The organism is Paraburkholderia tuberum STM678, from assembly GCF_902833905.1.
GTDB classification, from domain to species: Bacteria; Pseudomonadota; Gammaproteobacteria; order Burkholderiales; family Burkholderiaceae; genus Paraburkholderia; species Paraburkholderia tuberum.
In genome coordinates this window covers 1-20,239 of sequence record NZ_CADFGP010000065.1, presented here as the reverse complement: position 1 = coordinate 20,239, position 20,239 = coordinate 1, and the positions used below count along the sequence as shown (strand labels likewise).

Here is a 20,239-nt window from a genome sequence, read left to right as displayed (position 1 = left end):
GAAGTCGACGCCGGGCGCCACGTTTCAGGGATTTGAAAAATAAGGTCGGAAAATCGCGGCCAAGGGCTGATCCGGGCTCAAGTTCAACAGAAAAGTGCCGTTATTTGCAGCCTATTTTTTTTGCCGGTCTTGCGGCGACATGAACGCGAGGCCCGAACGCAGCGATCCGAGCCTCGCCCCTTTTTTCATTCGATTGAACCGCCGCCGCTGCGCTTCAATGCAGCACGCTCCCCGCAATCGCTTCGGCATACACCGCCGCGACCCGCTTCGCGATCACCGCGTTATCGAAGCGTTCGCGCGCATAGCGGCGGCATGCATCCGCATCGGGCAACTTCAGCGTACCGTTCAGCGCGCCGGCGAGACCCGCGGCGATCGCAGCTGCGCCGGTCTCCGGCAACACCAGATCGGGCGACAATCCCGCCACCGCCTCGGGCAATCCGCCGACCGGCGTCACCAGCACCGGCGTGCCCGACGCAAGCGATTCGACCGTGATGAGCCCGAAGCCTTCCAGCGCGACGGTCGGCACGACGCTGAGATTGGCCGCGCGATACAGCGCCGCCAGATGCTGATCGGGCACGAAGCCGAGCAGCTTCACGTTGTGTTCGAGCCCCGCGTCGGCGATGCGCGCCTCTAGCTCACCTTCGAGCCGACCCTTGCCCGCGATCAGCAGCAGCACGTCGGGCGCGCTGCGTTTGAGCAGCTTCACCGCATCGATCAGATCTTCGAGACCCATGCGCCGCACCAGCCGTCGCACCGCCAGCACGATCGGTCGGTCCTGCGGCAATTGCAGACGCAGACGCGCCTCGGCCTGCGTGATCGGCAGATTGAACTGCTCGACATCGACGCAGCCCGGCACCACGCGCACGCGCTCCGGCGAGATGCCGTAGCGCGTCGTGAGAATCTTGCCGAACGCGTCGGACAGGACGATCAGCCGCGACGAACGCGCGTATACCGACTGCTCCAGATAACGCTTCGCGCGCTGGCCGAACGAATCGGCGCCTTCGACGTGGCTCTCGTCGGCCCACGGTCCCTGAAAATGCGACACCTGCGGAATGCCGCGCGTCACGTCGAGCCCCGGAAACGTATAGAGCGCGAAGTGCGACGAAATCACGTCGGGCCGCGACGTGCGGATTTCGTGGCGTAGCGCGCGGCGTGCCGCCATCAGCCGCAGCGGCAGCGATTGCGCGGCGGGGCCGAAGCCGTTGATCGCGCCACCGGTATCGGCCGCGACTTTCGGCGAGCCGGCGACGACGCCGCGCACCGCGACGCCCGCGCCCGGCAGCGCGCCGACCAGCGAGTAGTACATGCGGTCGAGGCCGCCCGCGCGTTCGGGAAACCAGTGCATCCCGATCTGCAGTGATTTGATTGAGCCAGTCGTCATGATGGTGTGCCCCTGTGTGTTGCTTGCGGTGAGTTGCTATGTGTAGACGTGGATGGCGCGCTTCGCGCGGTCATTCCACGCTCTTCTGTCCGGCGAGATGGTTCAGCGTCAGCGCATCGTTCTGCGCGACGACCGTCGCTTCCGTCTGGCTGCGACGGCGGTTTTCCTGCTGCCCCGCCAACTGCCGGTACAGCGCGATGTATTGCGCGGCCATGCGCGCCCAGCCGAAGCCGGTCGCGAGTTCGCTCGCGGCTTTGCCCATCGCGTGGCGCGCGCTGTCGTCGCCGGCGAGTTGCGCGACCGCGCGAGCGAGCGCTTGCGGGTCGTCGGGATCGTCCAGCACGATGCCGCACTCGGGCGTGATGATCTCGGCGCCGCCGGCCGTGCGCGCGGTCACGACGGGCAGCCCCGCCGCCATCGCTTCGAGCAGCGACAGACTCATCGCTTCGTAGCGCGACGGGAACACGAACGCGTCGACCGAATGCATCAGCACCGGCATTTCCTTCACGAGCCCGAGAAAATGCACGCGATGCGCGATGCCGAGCGCCTTCGCCTCGTCCGGATACGGGCTGCCCGGCAGAAAGCCGGCCACCGCGATCTGCACATGCTCGGGCAGATGCTTCAACGCGGCGAGCACGGTGCCGAGATTCTTGCGCGGCGTGCGCAGGTCGCCGACGAACAGCAGCAGGAACACATCGTCTGGTAGCCGGAACTTTGCGCGATCGCCGCTCGCCGCCGCGAAGCCCTGCGTGTCGACGCCGTTGTAGATGACGTCCACGCGGTTGCGCGGCGTGAGACCGATCGCGCGGATTTCGTCGGCGACCTTCTGCGACACCGCGGTGATCACCTTCGAGCGCCGGTACGCCCAGCGCTCGAGCAACGCGTTGCAGCGCGTATAGACCGACTGGTACGCGGACCACACGCCCTTCGTGAGACCGAACGGGTAGTACTTGCTCGCGAACCAGCCGCTATGCACGAAATGCGAGGTATTGACGTCGGCGCGCATCCAGGTGATGAAGCCGTTCACGTGCAGCACGTCGTAGTCGCGGCGATGCGCGCGCAGCCACAGTGCGCTCTTCGCCGCGAACACCTGCTGGCGCAGCAGATTGGTGGGCCACCAGCGGCCGATCTTCACCGGCGCCCAGCGCACGTTAGGATGCGCGAGCAGCTCCGGCGCCACGTGCGACGCGACCAGCGTCACGCGGATGTTCTCGTCGAGCGCCGCGCGCGCGATCTCGTGGTTGACGCGCCCCTGGCCGTCGTTATGGCGCACTACGTGCGTGACAATGGCGACTCTCAATCCGTGCCTCCGTGGAGAAATAGCGTGCGTGCGCGGTTCATTTTTTCGTGGTGAACCGCGGAAAGAATCGAAAAAGCGCCCATGAAAAGCAGCAGGCCGCCGGTGCCGACCAGCGAGTTCGTGAACACGAGCATCGCGAAGGTCGCAAGACACAGGCTCAGGCACGCGGAGACGAACTTGTCGTCGCGCAGCCTGAACGAGCCGAGCACCGCGCGCGTCAGCAGCCACACGATGCCGGACATGTACAGCAAGGTGCCGGGCCAGCCGAGCACGAACGGAATGTTCATCACGCCGCTGTCGAAGTTGCCGTACTGGCCGAGCTGGCCGCCGTCGTTGGACAGTTTCGTCGAGGTGCCGGTCGCGCCCATGCCCTCGCCCGAGACGTCGGTAAACGCGGTCTTCGCGAAGGTCGCGTAGAACTCGTTTCGCGCCGCGTAGCTCTGGTCGTCGTGCAGATTGACGATCGTGTTTAGCCGCGCCTGCATCCGCTCGGCCACCGGGCCGACCGCCAGCAGCGGCACGCACAAGCCGGCGAGCAGTACCGCGCTCGCGACGATGCGCACGCGCACCTTGTTGTTCGACTTCACGAGCTGGATCAGGAGCGCGATGACCCAGCCTCCCCACGTCGAGCGCACGAGGCTCAGCGCGAACGAGAAGAAGCCGAGCGCGGCGGCGATCCAGCGCACGCGATGCTGCGCGGCCATCACGAACACCATTGCGCCCATCATCGCGAACGCGAACGGGCCCGACGAGTTCATCGTGCTGAACACGCGTACGCCCAGCGGCACCGGGTCGCCCTGCGAGTTCATCTGCGAGCCGAGCATCCACAGCGCGTCCCACGGCGGCATGATGAAAAACTGGATCAGGCCGTAGCCGCCCATCACCAGCATCCCCCAGATGAACGTGTTGATGATCGTGTCGCGATACTGCGGATACTGGCGCGTGTGCGCCATGATGTGAAAGCCGATCAGGATCGGGTAGAGCCAATTTGCGAGGTCGTAGGTGGCCGCGAGCGGGCCGCTCGACATCACGCCGATCAGGAACGCGTAGATCAGGCCGAGCAGGATCAGCAGCACCGGCAAGCCTCGGCGCTGCGCGAGCAGCCGGTAGTAGCGCAGCAGCGACAGCCCGCTGATCATCGTGACGGCGAGCGGCGCGACCTGGATCAGGCTCGTCGGCGTGAACGCGCCCTTCGACCAGTCGGCGAGACGCCGTACTTCGGGGCTCAGGAACCACAGCCACCACATGAAGCCGATGTAGCGCGCCGGGCTCTTGAAGTAGAGCCACAGACCCGTGAGGATCGCCAGCACGGGGAACGCCAGCGTGAGCACCGTGCCCTGATGCGCGACGATCAGCACCGCGGCGATCAGCCACAGCAGGAGCGGCGGCAGCCATTCTCGCGGGCCGCCTGACAGCAGCCCGCTCGCGGCGTGTTTTGCAGGGCCGGCGTTGGCCGCGCCTGGCGGCGGCAACGGGTTCGCGCGCGGAATCGTCGACATCGCTTATAGGCCTCCGCGCGATTCGCGCCCGGGTGCGGCGGGCTGCGCGTGCGTGGCCGCGCCGGCATGCGCGCTCGCCTGCCCGCGCGCGCTCAGCATCTCGCGCGTGATCCGCACGTGCTGCATCGCGTAGTGCTGGGTGGTCAGATCGCGCGCGAGCAGACCGGCCGCGGCTGCCTGCGCCTGGCGCAGCGCCTCGTCAGGCTCGCTGGCGAGCCGGTCGAGCGCATCGCGCAGTGCCTGCGGATTGAACGGCGGCACGTAGGCGGCTTCGTCGGCGGGGAAATAATCGCGCAGCGCGCCGACGTCGGTCGCGACCATCGGCTTGCCGACCGCCGCCGCTTCGAGCATCACCGTGATACCCGACGCGTGCGAGTTCGGCCGCAGCGGCACGACGATCACGTCGGCCCAGTCGTACAGTTCGTGCTGCTTTTTGATGCCGGAAAACAGCGCGATCTCGACATTCGACGCGCGCAGCGACGCGGGAATGCGCCGCCGCGTCGCGAGCTTCACCGTGTAGCGCGGATCGTTGCCGACCGCCTTGATCAGCGTCTCCCAGTCGCGGTCGCGATCGTTGCCGATCGCCGCGATGCGCAGCGGCGTGCGCGGCGTCCACTGCGTCGGCGCGGTGACCGGGAAGTCGCGCGTGTTCAGGCCGTACAGCAGCGGCGTCGCGTCGCGATGGAAATAGCGTTGGCACAACCCGGCGTTTTCGCTAGCGAGTGTGGTCAAGCGATCCGCCCGCGTCAACAGCTTGCGATACAACCAGCTGCGCACGATGCCGTACGACGGCCACTTGTCGAGCAGCCACACGCTTTGCGCGAGCAGCAGCGGCGACGCGCCCGGCCCCGCCTTGCGCCCGCACAGCAGCAGCATCAGCGCGGCGGACAGCCACTCCTGCTCGGTATGCGTCCAGATCACGTCCGAGCGCAGCATCTGCGCGCGATTGCGCCACGTATGGATGAAATCGAAGCCGAGCGCGGCCTTCAGCGCGCGCCGTACGAGCCGCACGGGCCGGCTTTCGCGCGCGTCCTGCGAATAAGTCAGCGCGAATGCTTCGGACTGCGCATGGTGATAACCGTACAGGCAGCCGATATCGTCGCCCTTGCGATAAAAACGCGGATCGGCGCCGTAAAAGAGATGAACGTGAACCTTCGTACTCATGCGGACACTCCGCTCTTCGACAGCGCGCGCCGCGCCTCATGGGCGCCTGCGCGAACCTCGCGCCAGCGCGACAGCTTCAACTGCGCCTGCTTCGACAGCAGCGCGAGCGCCGCGTGCGTGAGGCCCGGATAAAGCCGTGTGCCCACCAGCGTCCACCACCACCACGCGGCTTCGCGGCGCAGCGGCGGCAACTGGTCGCGCAGGATCAAATGGAAGTTGAACGCGGCGTTGCGCAGCGCGGCCATCGTCTGCGCGTCGCGTTTGTCGTCGTCGAAACGCTCGGCCGGGAAATGATCGACCGCGATCTGCGGGTCGTACACGAGCTTCCAGCCCGCGTTTTTCACCGCGAGGCTGAACGCCATGTCGTTGTGCACCTGCGCGCCCGCGCCGCGCAGACGCGCGTCGAAGCGGATCGTGCGCACCGCTTCGCGCCGGTAGCTCATGTTGGCGCCCTTCAGGATGTCGACCTCGCGCGCTGCACCGACACCCAGATGATGATTGCCGATGATCTTGCCGTGCGCGGTCACCTTGCCGACCAGCGGCCGCTCGCCGTCGAGCACGCGGCCTTTTTCGTGCACCCAGTCGCGCCCGCCCAGCGCGCCGAGGCGCGCATCGGCTTCGAACGCGGCCGCGATGCGCTCGACCCAGTCGCGGCGCGGCGCGGCGTCGTCGTCGGTGATCGCGATCACGTCGCCGCTCGCGGCGTCGAGCCCGCGATTCAGGGCCGCGACCTGGCCGGGTATGTCCACCGGCGCGATCACGAGCGGCAGGCGGCCGCCCGTGGACGGATCGCGCAGGCACGCATGGGTCGCGTCGTCGTCGACGCGCGCGACCACGATCACTTCGTCGGGCACGCGCGATTGCCGCTCGAGCGCCGCGAGGCAGCGCGCCAGATCGGCCGGGCGGCGATAAGTCGGTACCAGTACCGTCAGTTTCATCGTGATGTCCTCTGTTCCTGTCGTGCAGAAGTCGGTGCTCGAGTGCGGAGCCCGCGTCACGTGCTCAGGTATGCCTGAGTCGCCGCGTAGCCGCGGTCGTAGCCGACCCGCGAGCGCGCCGGCATGCCGTTGAAGATGCCGCCCTGCACGTGGACGCCCGCCGAGCGCAGGCGTTTCAGCGCATCGGCCAGCTCGAGCTCGCTGTGCATGCCCGAGCGCATCACGAAGAACGTCGAGCCCGCATACGCGCCGATGATCGACGCATCGGTCACCGCGAGCACCGGCGGCGTGTCGATCAGGATCACGTCGTAGCGCTTCGCGAGGCCGTCGAGGTACTGCGGCAGTCGCGGCGACATCAGCAGCTCGGACGGATTCGGCGGACGGCGGCCGCACGAGATGAAGCTCAGGCCCTCGATGCTCGAACCGCGAATCGCTTCCTCCAGCGAGATCTGGCCGCTCAGCAGCTCGGACAGGCCGTTTTCCTGCAAGCCGCCCACGTAACGTTCGAGCGTGCCGCGCCGCATGTCGCCGTCGATCATTAACACGCGCTTGCCCGAATGGGCGAGCAGCATCGCCAGGTTCACGCTGAGGAAGCTCTTGCCGACGCCGGCCATCGGCCCCGTCAGCATCACGATGCGGTTGCGCGCGTCCATCAGCGTGAACTGCATCGCGGTGCGCAGGCTGCGCAGACTTTCGATCGTCACGTCCTTCGGCCGCGCGTTCGCAAGCACCGGACGCAGCCGTTCGCCGCCCCGCGCATAGCTGTTTTCGAGCTGCACCTGCTCGGCGCTTTGCGGCACGAGCCCGAACACCGGCAGATGGAACGCGCGCTCGACGTGATCGGGGTCGTCGATGCCCTTGAACAGATTGCGGCGCAGGAACACGAAACCGGTGCCCGCGATCAGCCCGAGAATCACGGCCGCCGAGATGATCAGCATCTTCTTCGGCTTGACCGGCGCGCCGGGGCGCAGCGCGGCGTCGACGATATGGACGTTGCCGCCGGTGCCCGCCTTCTGCACCGACAGCTCCTGCACGCGATTGAGCAGCAGCACGTAAATGTCTTCGGCCACCTTCGCGTCGCGCTGCAACTGCACGGCCTTCACTTCGGTGGCCGGCAGATTGCGGAAGCGGTCCGCGTATTTGGTGCGCTGCGCCTGCAATTCAGCCATCTGCTGACGCGCGGCGACGAGCGTCGGATGGTCGTCGCCGTAGCGCTCGGCGAGCTGCGTCATCTGCAGACGCAACGCGGCGATCTGCTGCTCGTATTGCACGCTGCCTTCGAGGTAGACCTTCGCCTCGTCGCTCGCGTTGATCGAGCCGGACTGACGTTGATAAGCGGTCAGCGCGGCCTCCGCGCGTTCGAGATCGGCCTTCAGGCGCGGCTCCTCGCTCTTCAGGAAGTCGAGCATCCTGCTTGCGTCGGCCTGCTTGGTCGACACGTGCTCGCGCAGATACGACTGCGCGAGCGCATTGGCGACGAGCGCCGCATGCTCGGGACTCTTGTCCTCCAGCGAGATCTGGATCACGCCGGTCTGCTTGCCCTGCTCCTGCACCGTGATCGCCGACTGGAACGCGGTGATCGCATCGAGATCGTTCGAGCGCACGACGGTGAACTCCTGCCCGGGGCGCGCGATCAGCGTATTGACGACCATCGTCACGCCCCCGCCCTGCGCCTGCTGCCCGACCTGGCCGCGCAGCAGCAGCGAGCCGTTCGGCGCGAACAGTTCATAGTGCTGCGCGTCGATCACGCGCAGCAGCAGCTTCTCGCCTTCGAGCGACGGCGTCACGTCGATCGAATCGACGTCGACTTTTTCTCCGCCCCATGCGTAGGACGTGAGCCCCAGCCACGCGCGCGCGGGCTGGCCCGGCGTGGCGAGGCGCGCGGCGATGCTGCCGAGCAGCGGGATCGTCTTCGGCGTAACGCTGAAGTTCAGCTTGAGCTGCTGCACGACCGGCGCGACCACGCCACGGCTCTTGATGATTTCGATCTCGGCGTCGGTCGGCAGCGACGTCGAGCCGCTGGTGATCGCGGCGCCGGTCTGCGTTTGCGTGAGCGCCTGCGACATGCTGTCGGACTGCTCGACGCGCACGTGCGCATCGGCCGAATAAGTCGGCCTGGCGAGGTAGCAGTACGCGACCGCCATCGCGACGATGATCGCGGTGATCGCGAGCAGCCACCAGATGTCGTCGAGGATCACCTGCACCAGTTGTCCGAGGACGACGTCTTCTTCTTCGGTCTTGATCGGACCAGCCATGTGTGGAGAGAGTTGATTGCTCACTGTTCCATCCCGTGTCGTTGGCTTCGGCTTTCGCGTCAGCGGTACTTCTGCTTTCGTTGCACGTCCCGCACCGCCCGGACAACAGCGGCGCGGGACGTTACAGGCCAAACGTTCAGCGCGTCAGCTGCTTCAGATAGAACAGCGTCTGCACGCTCGGCAGCACCTGCTGCAACACACGGTTGAACGTGGTCGACGCGGCGGTGCCCACGTACACGACGTCGAGCGGCTGCAACTGGAACTGCGAGGACAGCATGATCGAGTCCGGCTGCGTCATGTCGAGGCGGAACACCTCGGGCGTGGTCGGATGCTCGCGCATGCCGCGCATCACGTAGATCTGGCGCGGATTGGCGTCGGTGTTGAGGATGCCGCCCCCTTGCGTGAGCGCGTCGGCGATCGTCATGCGGCCGCGCGCGATCGGCACCTGGATCGGCGTCTTCACTTCGCCCAGCACGAAGATGCGGCTGTCGGTGCGGTCCGGCACGTTGACCACGTCGCCGTTCTGCAGCATCACGTCCTGGGTGGTATCGCCCTGATCGAGCATGCGATCGGCATTGAGCACATAGAGCTTGTGGTTGCGCGTGAGTCGCACGCGCTGGATGTCGGCGTCCGGGTTCGTGCCGCCCGAGCGCGTGATCGCGTCGACCAGCTTCAGCGGCACGTCGCTGACCGCGAGCGGTCCCGGCTGCTTCACTTCGCCCGTGACCTGCACCTTCTGGCTGCGATACGACAGCACGCGCACGTCGACCTGCGGATTGCGGATATATGGCACGAGGCGGGCGGCGAGCTGATCGCGCAGCTCGGTCGTGGTCTTGCCCGCGGCCTGGATGCGGCCGACGAACGGGAAAAAGATCGTGCCGTCGGCGGCGATGGTCTGGCCGTACGGATCGGCCTGGCCCGGCAGCGCGGCCGTATACGGCTGCTGCAACGCACCCGCGATCGTCTGCGTGGTATTGCCGCCCGAGGACAAGGTACTGCCCTGCGGCGTGGTCAGCTCGGGATGATCCCACACGGTGATGCCGAGAATGTCCTGCGGCGCGAGGTGGTACACATACAGCGACGGATCGGACAGCGCCGCTGGCGGCAACGGCTGGATTTTCGCGGCGGCGGCTTGCGCCTGCGCCATGATCAGGTTCGCGTCGATCAGATGGACCGGATAGGTTTCGCTCGGCGCCTGATCGTTGTCCTTGAGCCGCGACGTGTCGAGGTAATTGCCCGGTGCGGTCGCGCAGGCCGACAGAAAGGACGTCAGCAGAAGTGAGGCGGCGAGCTTCGTGCGCAAGCTCGCGAATGAGTTTTCGATGCGGGGTTTCTTCAGCATATTTTTTTCAGCCATCCCATGACCAGATGTTCGATGAGCACGAGACTCTCCCTGTATTCGTCTTCCGCGCCGCCGTGCGGATCGGCGACGTCCGAATCGGCTTCCCACTTGCCGAGCGGATAGACCTTGCCGCGCGCGGACGGATCGAGCGCTTCGACCTCGCTCACCTGCGCGCGCTCGGTCACCAGCACGAGATCTGCCGCGCGCACGAGCGAGCGCTCGAGGCGCCGCGCGTGGTGAACGCCGGCCGCGACGCCGCGCTCTTCGAGCAGGCGCCGCATCACCGGGTCCATGCCGTGGCCGTTCACCGCACGAATGCCCGCCGAATGAAACGCGATAGGTGCGGCCCCCGAGCGCGGCGCGCGCGCCTGGCTCGCCTTGAACAGCATCTCGGCGGCGGGCGAGCGGCACACGTTGGCGTGGCACACGATCAGAACGTTGTCGAACATGGCGGACTCTCTCGCACGGCGATCGCGGTGGCCTCAGCGGCCGGAGGCTGCCGTCGCGGCGAGGTCCGCCGCCTGCATCGAACCTTTCGCGCCGACACGCGCCGGCGCGTTGCGCAACGCATGCCGCCGGCCGATCGCGTGATACTCGATGCCGAGTTCGAGCAGCACGTCCGGCTCGTACAGATTGCGGCCATCGAAGATCAGCGGCGTCTTCAGCATGCGCTTCAGCGCATCGAAATCTGGACTCTTGAAGACCTTCCATTCGGTCAGGATCACGAGCGCATCGACGCCGCTCGCCGCTTCCATCTCTTCCCTCACGAACGAAACTCGCGCATGCTGCTGCGGCACGTCCTTCAGATCGAGCGCGAGCACGCGCTTCGCTTCGTCGATCGAGACCGGGTCGTAGGCCTTCACGCGCGCGCCGCGGCCCAGCAGCCCGGCGATCAGCTCGCGGCTCGGCGCCGCGCGCATGTCGTCGGTATTCGGCTTGAATGCGAGACCCCAGACGCCGAACGTGCGGTCCGACAGATCCTCGCCGAGACGCGCGACGATCTTCTGCGCGAGGATCTGCTTCTGCGCATCGTTGACCGCTTCCACCGCTTCGAGAATGCGCAGGTTCGCGTTGTGATCGGCCGCGGTGCGGATCAGCGCCTGCACGTCCTTCGGAAAACAGGAGCCGCCATAGCCGCACCCCGCGTAGAGGAAGTCATAGCCGATGCGCGGATCGGAACCGATGCCGCGGCGCACCGCCTCGATATCCGCGCCGACGCGATCGGCCAGATTCGCGAGCTCGTTCATGTACGAGATGCGCGTCGCGAGCATCGCGTTGGCCGCGTACTTGGTGAATTCGGCCGAACGCACGTCCATATACAGCGTACGCTCGCGATTGCGGTTGAACGGCGCATACAGGCGCTTCATCAGTTCGCGGGCCTTTTCGCCGGGCACGTCCTCGTCGCAGCCGAGCACGATGCGATCGGGCCGCGTGAAGTCTTCGACGGCCGCGCCCTCCTTCAGGAACTCCGGATTCGACACGACCGAGAACATCGGCTCGACGCCGCGCGCGGCCAGCTCGGCGGCCACCACTTCGCGCACGCGCGAGGCGGTGCCGACCGGCACCGTCGATTTGTCGACGATCACCTTGAAGCCGGTCATATAACGGCCGATGTTGCGCGCGGCCGCGAGCACGTATTGCAGATCGGCGGAACCGTCTTCGTCGGCCGGCGTGCCGACCGCGATGAACTGGATGTCGCCGTGCGCGACCGCGGCCTCGACGTCGGTGGAGAAGGTCAGGCGCCTGGCGCGGCGATTGCGCGCGATGATCTCCTGCAGCCCCGGCTCGTGGATCGGCACGCCGCCGTTGTTGAGCACGTCGATCTTGCGCGCGTCGACGTCGAGACAGAACACGTCGTGGCCGATGTCGGCCAGACACGCGCCGGTCACGAGGCCGACATAGCCGCTACCGATGATCGTCAGGTTCATGGATTGCACCTCGGTAAAAAAGTTGATTCAGGAATGCGCTCGCGTGATGCGTGGCATCGGCGCGGCCCGGCGCTCCGCGTTCAATAGGCGTTGCTGCCCGCGAAGCCCTTCCACAGCGTCAGCACGACGATCTTGATGTCGAGCCAGAAGGTCCAGTGCTGCATGTAGTACAGATCGAGCTTTACGCGGCCCATCATCTTTTCGATGCGATCGGTTTCGCCGCGATAACCGTTGATCTGCGCCCAGCCGGTAATGCCCGGCTTGATCCGGTAGCGGTGCATGTAGCCCTTCACCAGATCCTTGTAGATGTCGTCGTGCTCGAGCGCATGCGGACGGGGACCTACCACCGACATCTCGCCGCGCAGCACGTTGATGAACTGCGGCAGCTCGTCGAGGCTGGTGCGGCGCAGGAACGCGCCGACCGCGGTAATGCGCGGATCGCGCCGCGTCGCCTGGGTGATCTTGCCGGCCGCTTCCTTGTGGACCTTCATCGAGCGGAACTTGAAGATCTCGAACTCGCGGCCGTCGATCCCCTTGCGCCGCTGGCGGAAAAACACCGGCCCCGGCGAGCTGAGCTTCACCATCAGCGCGATCGCGAGCATCAGCGGCGACAGCGCGAGCAACGCGCCGAACGCGAACAGGCTGTCGAACACGCGCTTGGGCAGCACGCGCAGATCGGTGATCGGCGAGGCGGCCAGATTGATCGCGGGCACGCCGAGCAACTCGACCATCGGCTGATTGAACAGCGTCAGGCTGCCGACGTCGGGGATGAAGCGGATGTTCACGAAGTCGTTGCGCAGATCCATCACGAAGCGATGGATCGCCTTCTCCTTCGAGATCGGCAGCGCGAGCCACAACTCGCGGATCGCGCGCTGCCGTACCAGTTCGATCATGCGCTGATAGTCGCGCTCGACCGGCACGCCCGCGACCGCGTGCGCCGCGTCAGGGTCTTCGTAGGGATTGATCGTGCCGTCCTCGTCGAACACGACGACGGGCTTGAAGCCAGCTTCGGGACGGCCGCGCATCTGTTCGATCAGGAAGCGGCCGTACGGCGCGCCGCCGACGATCGCGACCGCGCGCTGATTGAAGCCCTCGCGGCGCAGCCCGCGCAGGATCGAATAGACGATAACCTTCGTGACGACCAGCAGCACGATCGACGCGAGCGCCCAGTAAACGAGCCACAGCCGCGACAGGCTGTCGGCGCGGTGCACGCTGAAGCTGATCAGCACGCCGGTCACTTCGACCATCAGCCAGCCGCCCGTGACGCGCGACAGCAGATCGTAGAGCGGCTTGCCACGCCACGACTGATAGATGCCGAGCGGCGGGAAGAACACCACCACGAGCAGGCAGCCGAACGCGAGCGACACGCTTTGCATATCGTCGAGCCATACCACTCTGCCGCTGTGCACGCCCGCCGCCAGCACCGCGGCGAGCGCGACCATGGCGATGTCGATGATTCTTGCTAGAACGCTCAGCATGCGCCGCCCCTCTGTTCGTCAGTCAAGTGCGATCCGTCGGTTGGTTGAAATGGCTGTTGCATGCGGGTTTCATCGTTGCGCTTTTTTATTTCCGATCTGCCTGGCGGCGCGACTGGACTGAATGAGCCCGAATGGCGAGACCGCAAAATCCGAATGCGAATGAGTGAATACCCTTGTTCATACATCAATAAAGCGGTATTAAAATTCCCACGACAAGACCGCAAAAAATCTCAAATTGTATCGGTCAAAATTTCGGCATTTTTTATGCATTTTGTGCGGCAATTGTTGCCGCAATGCGGTCCGACAGAAGGTTCCGGGCACCCAATCTCAGCGCTTTCACATGGAAGCTTTCGCTTTGCCAACAGTCCTGGCGCAAAGCTCGGGCGCTACTCGTGCTGTCATTCTTGCGCATCATTAAGCGAAAAAAATGCTTGCTGATTTTTTTCAGGTAATTTTTATTTATAAATAAATCGACGTGACATTTTTTGGCGAATTTCGAATAAATTCGACGCGCCTTTTATCGGAATTGTATTTAACGCGCTTTTATTGATTCGCGACTTCGTGATAAAACTCGACGCATTCATCCAGCCTCGAGGAGAGTTCACCATGACAGCTCCGGCCCCGGTCACGCCTGCCGGCACCCGGCCCACCCCCGCCCAATCGCCCATGCCCTCAACCGCAACCAGCGTCAAGCTCAAGGTTCATCCCGTGATTCTCGCGGGCGGCTCGGGCACCCGGCTGTGGCCGATGTCGCGCGAGCAGCATCCGAAGCAGTTGATCGGCCTGCTCGGCGAAGAGTCGCTGCTGCAATCGACGACCCGCCGTCTCGATGGGCTCGAAGCCGGTTATCCGCTTGCCGGCCAGCTCGTGGTCGTCGCCAATGAAGAACAGCGCTTCACGACGGCCGAACAATTGCGCACGAGCGCCAAGCCGAGCCGGCTGATACTCGAACCCGTGGGCCGTGACACCGCGCCCGCGTTGACGGTGGCCGCGTTGTCCGTCGCCGCGCAGGATGAAGACGGCATCATGGTCGTGATGCCCGCCGATCACGCGGTCACCGACAGCGCAGGATTTCACGCGGCGCTCGCCGCCGGCGTACAGCATGCGGCCGCTGGCCATATCGTCACCATGGGCATCGTGCCGACGCGTGCCGAAACCGGCTACGGCTATATCCGCATCGGCGCGCCGCTCGGTTCTGACGATGCGCAGACCGCAGCAGCGGCTCGCCCGGTCGCGCATCGCCTCGAGCGTTTCGTCGAAAAGCCGCATCTGGAACTCGCGCAGCGCTATGTCGCATCACGCGAATACTGGTGGAACAGCGGTATTTTCATCGTGCGCGCATCGACGTGGCTCAAAGCGATCCGCCATTTTCAGCCGGCCATTTACGCAGCATGCGAATCGGCCTTCGCGGGCAGCACGGCGGACGGCGACTTCTTCCGGCTGCAACGCGATGCGTTCAGCGGCTCGCCGTCGAATTCGATCGACTACGCGGTGATGGAAAAGCTCGGCGCCGATCAGAGCATCGCGTCGGGCGTGGTCGTGCCGCTTGCGGCCGGCTGGTCCGACGTCGGTTCGTGGGACGCGATCTGGGACATCAGCGAGAAGGACCCCGATCGCAACGTGAGCCGCGGCCGCGTGATGTTCGAAGGCGCGAACTCCACCTTCGCGCATTCCGAAGGACGACTGATTGCCTGCGTCGGCACGCAGAATCTCGTCGTCGTCGAGACCGCCGATGCGATTCTGGTCGCCGACAAATCACGCGTGCAGGACGTCAAGAAGATCGTCAACCGGATTCGCGAGGATGGCGGGCTCGAAGCGGCCAATCATCGCAAGGTGCATCGGCCGTGGGGCAACTACGATTCCGTCGACACCGGCGAGCGCTTCCAGGTCAAGCGGATCGTCGTGAAGCCGGGCGCGCGGTTGTCGCTGCAGATGCATCATCATCGCGCGGAGCACTGGATCGTCGTGCGCGGCACCGCGCTCGTCACGCGCGGCGACGAGCGCTTTATCGTGTCCGAAAACGAGTCGGCCTATATTCCGCTCGGCGTGACGCATCGCCTCGAAAACCCGGGCAAGATGCCGCTCGAAATGATCGAGGTGCAGTCGGGTTCGTACCTCGGCGAAGACGATATCGTGCGCTTCGACGATACGTACGGAAGGCAATGAGGCGCGAGCGGTCGCAATGACGAAGCGGGAACCTGCGGCGGCGCAAAGCGGCCGCGGGGACCGCCGGGCTCATCCCACGTATGAGATGAGTTCTTTGTAGGTTGCGGATAAGCGCTCCGCGGTGCCGCTGTCGGTCGTCACCGTGGGCGTGCTTGCCCCGCCCGCGGTCGCGGTGTCCGACGGATAGCGGCGCAGCGTCCCGCGTAATGCATTCAGTGATGGCTTCAGCGGCCCGTGCAACGGCGCGCCGTGATTGCCCGGGTGATTCGCGATGCCATTGACCGATGCCGGTTCCGGCGCATGACGCAGGCCTGACAACGAACGGTCCGCGGACCGCTGCGCAAGGTTCGCCGACGCGGGCGCGGCCGTTGCGTGGACCATGGTCGTGGCCGCCGCGTCGGTCGCGCATTCGCGATCGATCCACTGACGCGCCCAGTCGAGCGCGAACTGCTGCGCGTGCTGCGCATCCGCGAAGCGCGGGCCGACGAGGCCAGAGCGCTCGACGCGCTTGCCGTCCCTGATGATCTCGGCCCACCCGCGATACATCGCATTCGGCACTTCCTCGACCACCACGTAGATCAGATAACCGCGCGAATCGGCGACCTGCATGCCGCGCGGGGCGAGGCCCATCGTCAGCGACGGGCGCGGGTCGTCGACCGCGACGGTCTCGACCGTTTCAAATGCGGCCGGTTCGACGCGCATCTCCGCCGCCGTCGCGGACGTCGCTACTGCAGACGTCGCGAACGCCGATGTCGCCCCCGCGCTCGCCGGCGCAAGCCCCGACAATTGCCGCGTGATGTCGCCGATCGGATCGGCCGTACGCCATTGGCTCAACGCGCTCGCGACGCCGGGCGCCTGCCACGACTCGGGACTCTTCCACGACACGCCGCGCAGATTATTGTCTTCGCGCGGGCTCGGGGTTTGCGCAACCGGTGCCGCGGGTCTGGCCGTAACGGGCGGCGCCGGTTGGGGAATGTATGCGAAGGTACGCCCGCTCTGCGACAGCAGACGGACCATCTCCAGCAGTGTGCCGTTCAGTTGCCACTCTTCGAAGCGGCGGCGGCAGGTGGGACCGGACGGATAGCGGCCCGGCAGCTTCGACCACGGCTCGCCGGTGGTCATGATCCACAGCACGGCATTCGTCACGATGCGCGGTTCGGCGCGCGGCCGGCCGCGCCGGTTCAGACGGACGGCCGGCTCGTCGGAGACGAGCGGCGCGAGCAGCGCCCATTCGTCGTTGTTTAGCTCATCGAAAAACATTGGATTTTCTCCACGCGGCCTGGCCTGGCCGCGGCGTTGGGCCTGCCACGGATTCTCAGCGTTCACGACCCGTGTGCGGCCCTCGGTTGCACAAATTTGTTTGGTCCGTTCGGCTCGCTGGAGCAGGCCGCCCACACGTGGTGCGGCTCTTCCCTATTACGAAGCACAAAACGCGGTCTCACTCGTGCGTGGGAAAATTTGTGCACGAAGCATACCATTCCAATCTTTGCATGAGTACAGTTGAGACAAGTGTTACGGATAGAAACAATCTTGTCGATTTCGCTGCGTCGATTCTCGTATTGCCGTAACAGAAGCCGCTGCTTATCCGGCATCGGATCTGTCTATTGCAAAGCACAATACCGCATGACCGAACAGAATGGGATTTAGAAATGTCATTGCCGATCCAGCATGCATTTCTATGCGCTTTGATGGTTGATGTGAACATCGGTTTCGAGTGTCGGCGAAAGGACTGCGACGCGCCCGCGCGGTGACGTGGAGGCAACGGGAGGCGGCCGCCGCGCATGCGCGGAGTTCGAGGCGTGACAGAAGCGATGAAGTCGCTTCGAACGACGTTACGGGCGCACTGGTTTCGATGCGTGCTCGCCGACGACCGTGGTCCATTCGCGCACGCGCCAACGCGTAACCAGTCCGGAGAGTACGTACGGATCGGCGGTAGCAAAGGCCTCCGCCACCGCAGGCGACGCGCCGGTGAAGAGCAGCACCGCACCGTCCGTCGGCTCCGCGAGCGCGCCGGCGAGCAGCAGTTCGCCGCGCTCGGCGGCGGCCCATGCGAGTTTCAGATGCGCGTCGCGATGCTCGCCGCGCCGTTCCAGATAGTCGGGTACCAACTCGTACATCAACAGGTAATGCATGGTGAGTCTCCTCGCGAGGTTGAGGGTTGGCAGGGAGCGGCATGCGCCGGAGCGCAGTTGAGGATAACGGCGACTACCGAATTTCATGCCTATTTTCTATTCGGTTGCATTCGCAGCAATATGAAAATTCTCATTGCCTGTTAACCATAGATCAAAATAGCGGGAACCGTAATTTCGTTTCAATAAGCTTGAAATAAACGTCACGAGCAATCTGCATTGCATGACAAAATTCGCGCTCTCGTTCATTCGATTGTTTCAAACGCCGCAGCGCCAGGTGCGCCACGCTGCTCAGGGAAAACGAGCGCGGACCGCTGTCAACCGGAATGCATTTTGAGCCGTTCTGGCAGACGGCATTTGCCATAATGGATGCGCCGATGGGCCCATGGATGCCGTCGTCGCCCGCGCGCATGAACGATCAGAAACGTTTTCACCACCGATGGAGTGTCCCATGAAAATCCAATCCGCTATCGCTACGCTGGTGTTGGGCGCGGTACTCGTATCGCCGGCGTTTGCGCAGAACAGCCAGCAAACCAAGATGGCCGACTGCAACAAGCAGGCCGGCGACAAGAAAGGCGACGAGCGCAAGGCGTTCATGCAAACCTGTCTTTCCGCGAAGCCGGCCGCCGCCGCGCCGATGAGCCAGCAGGACAAGATGAAGGTGTGCAACAAGCAGGCGGCCGACAAGAAAGGCGACGACCGCAAGGCCTTCATGAAGACCTGCCTGTCCTCCTCGGCGCCGGCCCACTGAGCGAAAGGTGTAGCCGTCCCCCACGCCGGCGCCCTCCGATCGACGCGGCGCCGGCGCATCGTTGCGCCCACGCGGCGCTCCGATCGAGTCCCCCGCTTCGTCGTCCACCCGCCGCAACGCGCCGTTTTCTTCTATGATGGCTGCGGAGACGGCCCACCCTCACTCATATAGAACCAAACAACTACGCGGGCCGCCATCTTGTCGTTGGTGCTACTGAGCATCGATCGGAGGCAAGGATGGTATCGAAGCACAAAAACCGCTGGTTAAGGCGGTGGTTGCTGGTCATCATATTCTGGGCCGTGCCTGTGGCGATCGTCGCGGTCAACGAGATCCGCGAGGAAATGTCGTACAACGCGGTCGATCTCGACCGCGCGCTGACCACCTGGAATTTCACCCAGGCGCAGCGCGCCGCCGGGGCGCCCGCGCATTGCCATGGCAAGCCCGACGAGGCCAAGGCGGCCGGCTGCCCGGCCGACGTACTGGCCGCCAACGCGCCGCGCCAGCAGGACGCGATCAACGAATACAGCGTGCGCCGCTCGACGCTATTCGCCTATCTGTGGCACGCGTTCGTCGGCTATTGGATGGTGCCGGCGGCTATGCTGTTCGCGATCGGCGCGATCATCGGCATGGTGCGCCGCGCGCTGCGGCGCCCGCCTGCGGTCAAGAGTCCGGCGAATCATGGGTGAGCGGCGGCCGCGCCGCTTGCACTTCGCCGCAATTTGCTGCGCCGAAACAACACTCTCATTGCCATGTCGATGGGCCGCCGCGCGACGCGAAAATCGGTAAAAACCGGCGCATCGTGCGGCCACGCCGAAGCGTCCCCACAATCGCCGCGACTCGGGCGCTGTTCGGCGTCGCCCCTCGGATCGTCGCGCGACGCGTGCTCGGAAGTCGCGCGCAAGGCCGGTCAAATTTACTGGGAAGACCTCTTGCGATCAGGCTCAAACCCTTGTCCCATAAGGCTTTTCGCGTTGTCACGCAGCGCGCCTTTTGCACCAGCGTGTGTTATAACTCAAAGGCAACCAGGCGACACCACCACGGTTGCGCCCCGGATCCATGACGGAGAAAAACGATGCAAAGACGACACTTCATGTTGAAGACGACCGCTGCGCTTGCTTTCGGAGGCCTTGCACTCGCCGGCTGCACGACGACGGGCAACACGCCGGAAAATGCTCATGTCGACGCCTCGAAACGACAGTCGATCGACGCCAGCGTCGATGGCACGCTGTCCAAGCTGTTCACGACCGTGCCGGGCTCACGCGAGCTGGTGTCGAAGGCGCGCGGCGTGCTGGTGTTCCCGTCGGTGCTGCAGGCGGGCTTGATCGTCGGCGGCCAGTATGGCGAAGGCGCATTGCGGGTGGGCGGCGCGACGGTCGGCTACTACAGCACCGTGTCGGGCTCGTTCGGCCTGCAGGCGGGCGCGCAGTCGAAGGCGATCATCTTCCTGTTCATGACGCAGGATTCGCTCGACAAATTCCGCAACGCGGAGGGCTGGTCGGCCGGCGTCGATGCATCGGTCGCGCTCGTGAAGATCGGCGCGAACGGCGCCGTCGACACGACCACGGCCACCGCGCCGGTGCAGGTTTTCGTGATGACCAACGCGGGCCTGATGGGCGACGTCTCGCTGCAAGGCACGAAGGTCACGCGGCTGAAGATCTGAGCGCGCTCATCGGCGCGCTTCACTGATCACTTGCGCGCATCGCGGCGAAGGCCGCGCGGAGGACCCTGCGCGGGTCGTCGCGCGGTCTTTTTGTTATGTATGCCGATGCCGACGCTCGGGAACGGAAAAACTCGCGCGATCGGGTAGGAGGCGGGGTTGCCCCCGCCGTCCTCCCACAACACCGGACGTACGGATCACGTATCCGGCGTTTCCTGACGACTGGATTGCTCCAGCGAGCTTCGTTTCGT

17 protein-coding genes are annotated in these 20,239 nt (G+C 65.1%); 4 read left to right on the top strand and 13 right to left on the bottom strand.

Translation table 11 applies throughout. The annotated features are described in order from the left end of the window. Nucleotides 1-214: 214 nt before the first annotated feature. The 10 genes from HWY30_RS34615 to HWY30_RS34570 form a co-directional block, all read right to left on the bottom strand. Nucleotides 215-1,381 carry a glycosyltransferase family 4 protein gene (locus tag HWY30_RS34615; protein WP_090804830.1) on the bottom strand — a complete coding sequence of 389 codons (1,167 nt, stop codon included), beginning with the start codon at nucleotides 1,379-1,381 and terminating at the stop codon, nucleotides 215-217. A gap of 70 nt (nucleotides 1,382-1,451) precedes the next feature. Then, complete coding sequence (locus tag HWY30_RS34610) at nucleotides 1,452-2,681, bottom strand: glycosyltransferase family 4 protein (RefSeq protein WP_090804828.1); 1,230 nt, start codon at nucleotides 2,679-2,681, stop codon at nucleotides 1,452-1,454. After that, entirely contained in the window at nucleotides 2,678-4,180 is a 1,503-nt protein-coding gene (locus tag HWY30_RS34605; protein ID WP_090804826.1) for a glucose-6-phosphate isomerase, read from the bottom strand. Before HWY30_RS34605 ends, HWY30_RS34610 begins: the two co-directional genes overlap by 4 nt. Nucleotides 4,181-4,183: 3 nt before the next feature. Continuing rightward, a complete protein-coding gene (locus tag HWY30_RS34600) occupies nucleotides 4,184-5,344 on the bottom strand; it encodes a glycosyltransferase family 4 protein (RefSeq protein ID WP_090804824.1) in 1,161 nt (386 codons plus the stop codon). Continuing rightward, complete coding sequence (locus HWY30_RS34595; RefSeq protein WP_090804822.1) at nucleotides 5,341-6,282, bottom strand: glycosyltransferase family 2 protein; 942 nt, start codon at nucleotides 6,280-6,282, stop codon at nucleotides 5,341-5,343. The genes HWY30_RS34600 and HWY30_RS34595 overlap by 4 nt, the downstream gene beginning before the upstream one ends. A gap of 56 nt (nucleotides 6,283-6,338) precedes the next feature. Continuing rightward, complete coding sequence (locus tag HWY30_RS34590) at nucleotides 6,339-8,537, bottom strand: polysaccharide biosynthesis tyrosine autokinase (protein ID WP_090804820.1); 2,199 nt, start codon at nucleotides 8,535-8,537, stop codon at nucleotides 6,339-6,341. A gap of 136 nt (nucleotides 8,538-8,673) precedes the next feature. After that, nucleotides 8,674-9,879: a polysaccharide biosynthesis/export family protein gene (locus HWY30_RS34585; RefSeq protein WP_090804818.1), complete on the bottom strand. Its 1,206-nt coding sequence runs from the start codon at nucleotides 9,877-9,879 to the stop codon at nucleotides 8,674-8,676. Beyond that, nucleotides 9,873-10,328 carry an arsenate reductase/protein-tyrosine-phosphatase family protein gene (locus HWY30_RS34580; RefSeq protein ID WP_090804816.1) on the bottom strand — a complete coding sequence of 152 codons (456 nt, stop codon included), beginning with the start codon at nucleotides 10,326-10,328 and terminating at the stop codon, nucleotides 9,873-9,875. Before HWY30_RS34580 ends, HWY30_RS34585 begins: the two co-directional genes overlap by 7 nt. 33 nt (nucleotides 10,329-10,361) lie before the next feature. After that, nucleotides 10,362-11,807: a UDP-glucose dehydrogenase family protein gene (locus tag HWY30_RS34575; RefSeq protein WP_090804814.1), complete on the bottom strand. Its 1,446-nt coding sequence runs from the start codon at nucleotides 11,805-11,807 to the stop codon at nucleotides 10,362-10,364. Between the two features lie 80 nt (nucleotides 11,808-11,887). After that, on the bottom strand, nucleotides 11,888-13,285 hold the full coding sequence (locus tag HWY30_RS34570) for an undecaprenyl-phosphate glucose phosphotransferase (RefSeq protein ID WP_090804812.1): 1,398 nt from the start codon (nucleotides 13,283-13,285) through the stop codon (nucleotides 11,888-11,890). A 606-nt stretch (nucleotides 13,286-13,891) separates the two neighbouring features. On the opposite strand from HWY30_RS34570, the gene HWY30_RS34565 reads away from it, so the two are divergent. After that, entirely contained in the window at nucleotides 13,892-15,451 is a 1,560-nt protein-coding gene (locus HWY30_RS34565) for a mannose-1-phosphate guanylyltransferase/mannose-6-phosphate isomerase (RefSeq protein ID WP_425199420.1), read from the top strand. 69 nt (nucleotides 15,452-15,520) lie between these two features. Here HWY30_RS34565 and HWY30_RS34560 read toward each other — a convergent pair whose 3' ends face one another. From HWY30_RS34560 to HWY30_RS34550, 3 genes are all read right to left on the bottom strand, one after another. Next, entirely contained in the window at nucleotides 15,521-16,711 is a 1,191-nt protein-coding gene (locus HWY30_RS34560; protein WP_090804808.1) for a transposase, read from the bottom strand. Nucleotides 16,712-17,283: 572 nt separating this feature from the next. Continuing rightward, a complete protein-coding gene (locus HWY30_RS34555; RefSeq protein ID WP_018418036.1) occupies nucleotides 17,284-17,583 on the bottom strand; it encodes a YciI-like protein in 300 nt (99 codons plus the stop codon). 151 nt (nucleotides 17,584-17,734) lie between these two features. Continuing rightward, nucleotides 17,735-17,992: a hypothetical protein gene (locus tag HWY30_RS34550; protein WP_143037169.1), complete on the bottom strand. Its 258-nt coding sequence runs from the start codon at nucleotides 17,990-17,992 to the stop codon at nucleotides 17,735-17,737. A gap of 39 nt (nucleotides 17,993-18,031) precedes the next feature. Here HWY30_RS34550 and HWY30_RS34545 point away from each other — a divergent pair, with 39 nt between their 5' ends. The 3 genes from HWY30_RS34545 to HWY30_RS34535 all read left to right on the top strand — a co-directional run bounded on the left by HWY30_RS34545 (nucleotide 18,032) and on the right by HWY30_RS34535 (nucleotide 19,991). Beyond that, complete coding sequence (locus HWY30_RS34545) at nucleotides 18,032-18,331, top strand: PsiF family protein (protein ID WP_090804806.1); 300 nt, start codon at nucleotides 18,032-18,034, stop codon at nucleotides 18,329-18,331. Between the two features lie 236 nt (nucleotides 18,332-18,567). Then, a complete protein-coding gene (locus tag HWY30_RS34540) occupies nucleotides 18,568-19,017 on the top strand; it encodes a hypothetical protein (RefSeq protein WP_090804804.1) in 450 nt (149 codons plus the stop codon). Nucleotides 19,018-19,403: 386 nt separating this feature from the next. Beyond that, on the top strand, nucleotides 19,404-19,991 hold the full coding sequence (locus HWY30_RS34535) for a BPSL1445 family SYLF domain-containing lipoprotein (protein WP_090804802.1): 588 nt from the start codon (nucleotides 19,404-19,406) through the stop codon (nucleotides 19,989-19,991). Nucleotides 19,992-20,239: the final 248 nt, after the last annotated feature.

Bases quoted from the DNA above. Each gene is read 5' to 3' on its own strand.
- HWY30_RS34545 (WP_090804806.1), top strand. From the start codon at position 18,032: ATGAAAATCCAATCCGCTATCGCTACGCTGGTGTTGGGCGCGGTACTC.
- HWY30_RS34580 (WP_090804816.1), bottom strand. From the start codon at position 10,328: ATGTTCGACAACGTTCTGATCGTGTGCCACGCCAACGTGTGCCGCTCG.
- HWY30_RS34565 (WP_425199420.1), top strand. From the start codon at position 13,892: ATGACAGCTCCGGCCCCGGTCACGCCTGCCGGCACCCGGCCCACCCCC.
- HWY30_RS34535 (WP_090804802.1), top strand. From the start codon at position 19,404: ATGCAAAGACGACACTTCATGTTGAAGACGACCGCTGCGCTTGCTTTC.
- HWY30_RS34570 (WP_090804812.1), bottom strand. From the start codon at position 13,285: ATGCTGAGCGTTCTAGCAAGAATCATCGACATCGCCATGGTCGCGCTC.
- HWY30_RS34550 (WP_143037169.1), bottom strand. From the start codon at position 17,992: ATGCGCGCGGGCGACGACGGCATCCATGGGCCCATCGGCGCATCCATT.
- HWY30_RS34595 (WP_090804822.1), bottom strand. From the start codon at position 6,282: ATGAAACTGACGGTACTGGTACCGACTTATCGCCGCCCGGCCGATCTG.
- HWY30_RS34585 (WP_090804818.1), bottom strand. From the start codon at position 9,879: ATGCTGAAGAAACCCCGCATCGAAAACTCATTCGCGAGCTTGCGCACG.
- HWY30_RS34605 (WP_090804826.1), bottom strand. From the start codon at position 4,180: ATGTCGACGATTCCGCGCGCGAACCCGTTGCCGCCGCCAGGCGCGGCC.
- HWY30_RS34575 (WP_090804814.1), bottom strand. From the start codon at position 11,807: ATGAACCTGACGATCATCGGTAGCGGCTATGTCGGCCTCGTGACCGGC.
- HWY30_RS34615 (WP_090804830.1), bottom strand. From the start codon at position 1,381: ATGACGACTGGCTCAATCAAATCACTGCAGATCGGGATGCACTGGTTT.
- HWY30_RS34560 (WP_090804808.1), bottom strand. From the start codon at position 16,711: ATGTTTTTCGATGAGCTAAACAACGACGAATGGGCGCTGCTCGCGCCG.
- HWY30_RS34590 (WP_090804820.1), bottom strand. From the start codon at position 8,537: ATGGCTGGTCCGATCAAGACCGAAGAAGAAGACGTCGTCCTCGGACAA.
- HWY30_RS34600 (WP_090804824.1), bottom strand. From the start codon at position 5,344: ATGAGTACGAAGGTTCACGTTCATCTCTTTTACGGCGCCGATCCGCGT.
- HWY30_RS34540 (WP_090804804.1), top strand. From the start codon at position 18,568: ATGGTATCGAAGCACAAAAACCGCTGGTTAAGGCGGTGGTTGCTGGTC.
- HWY30_RS34555 (WP_018418036.1), bottom strand. From the start codon at position 17,583: ATGCATTACCTGTTGATGTACGAGTTGGTACCCGACTATCTGGAACGG.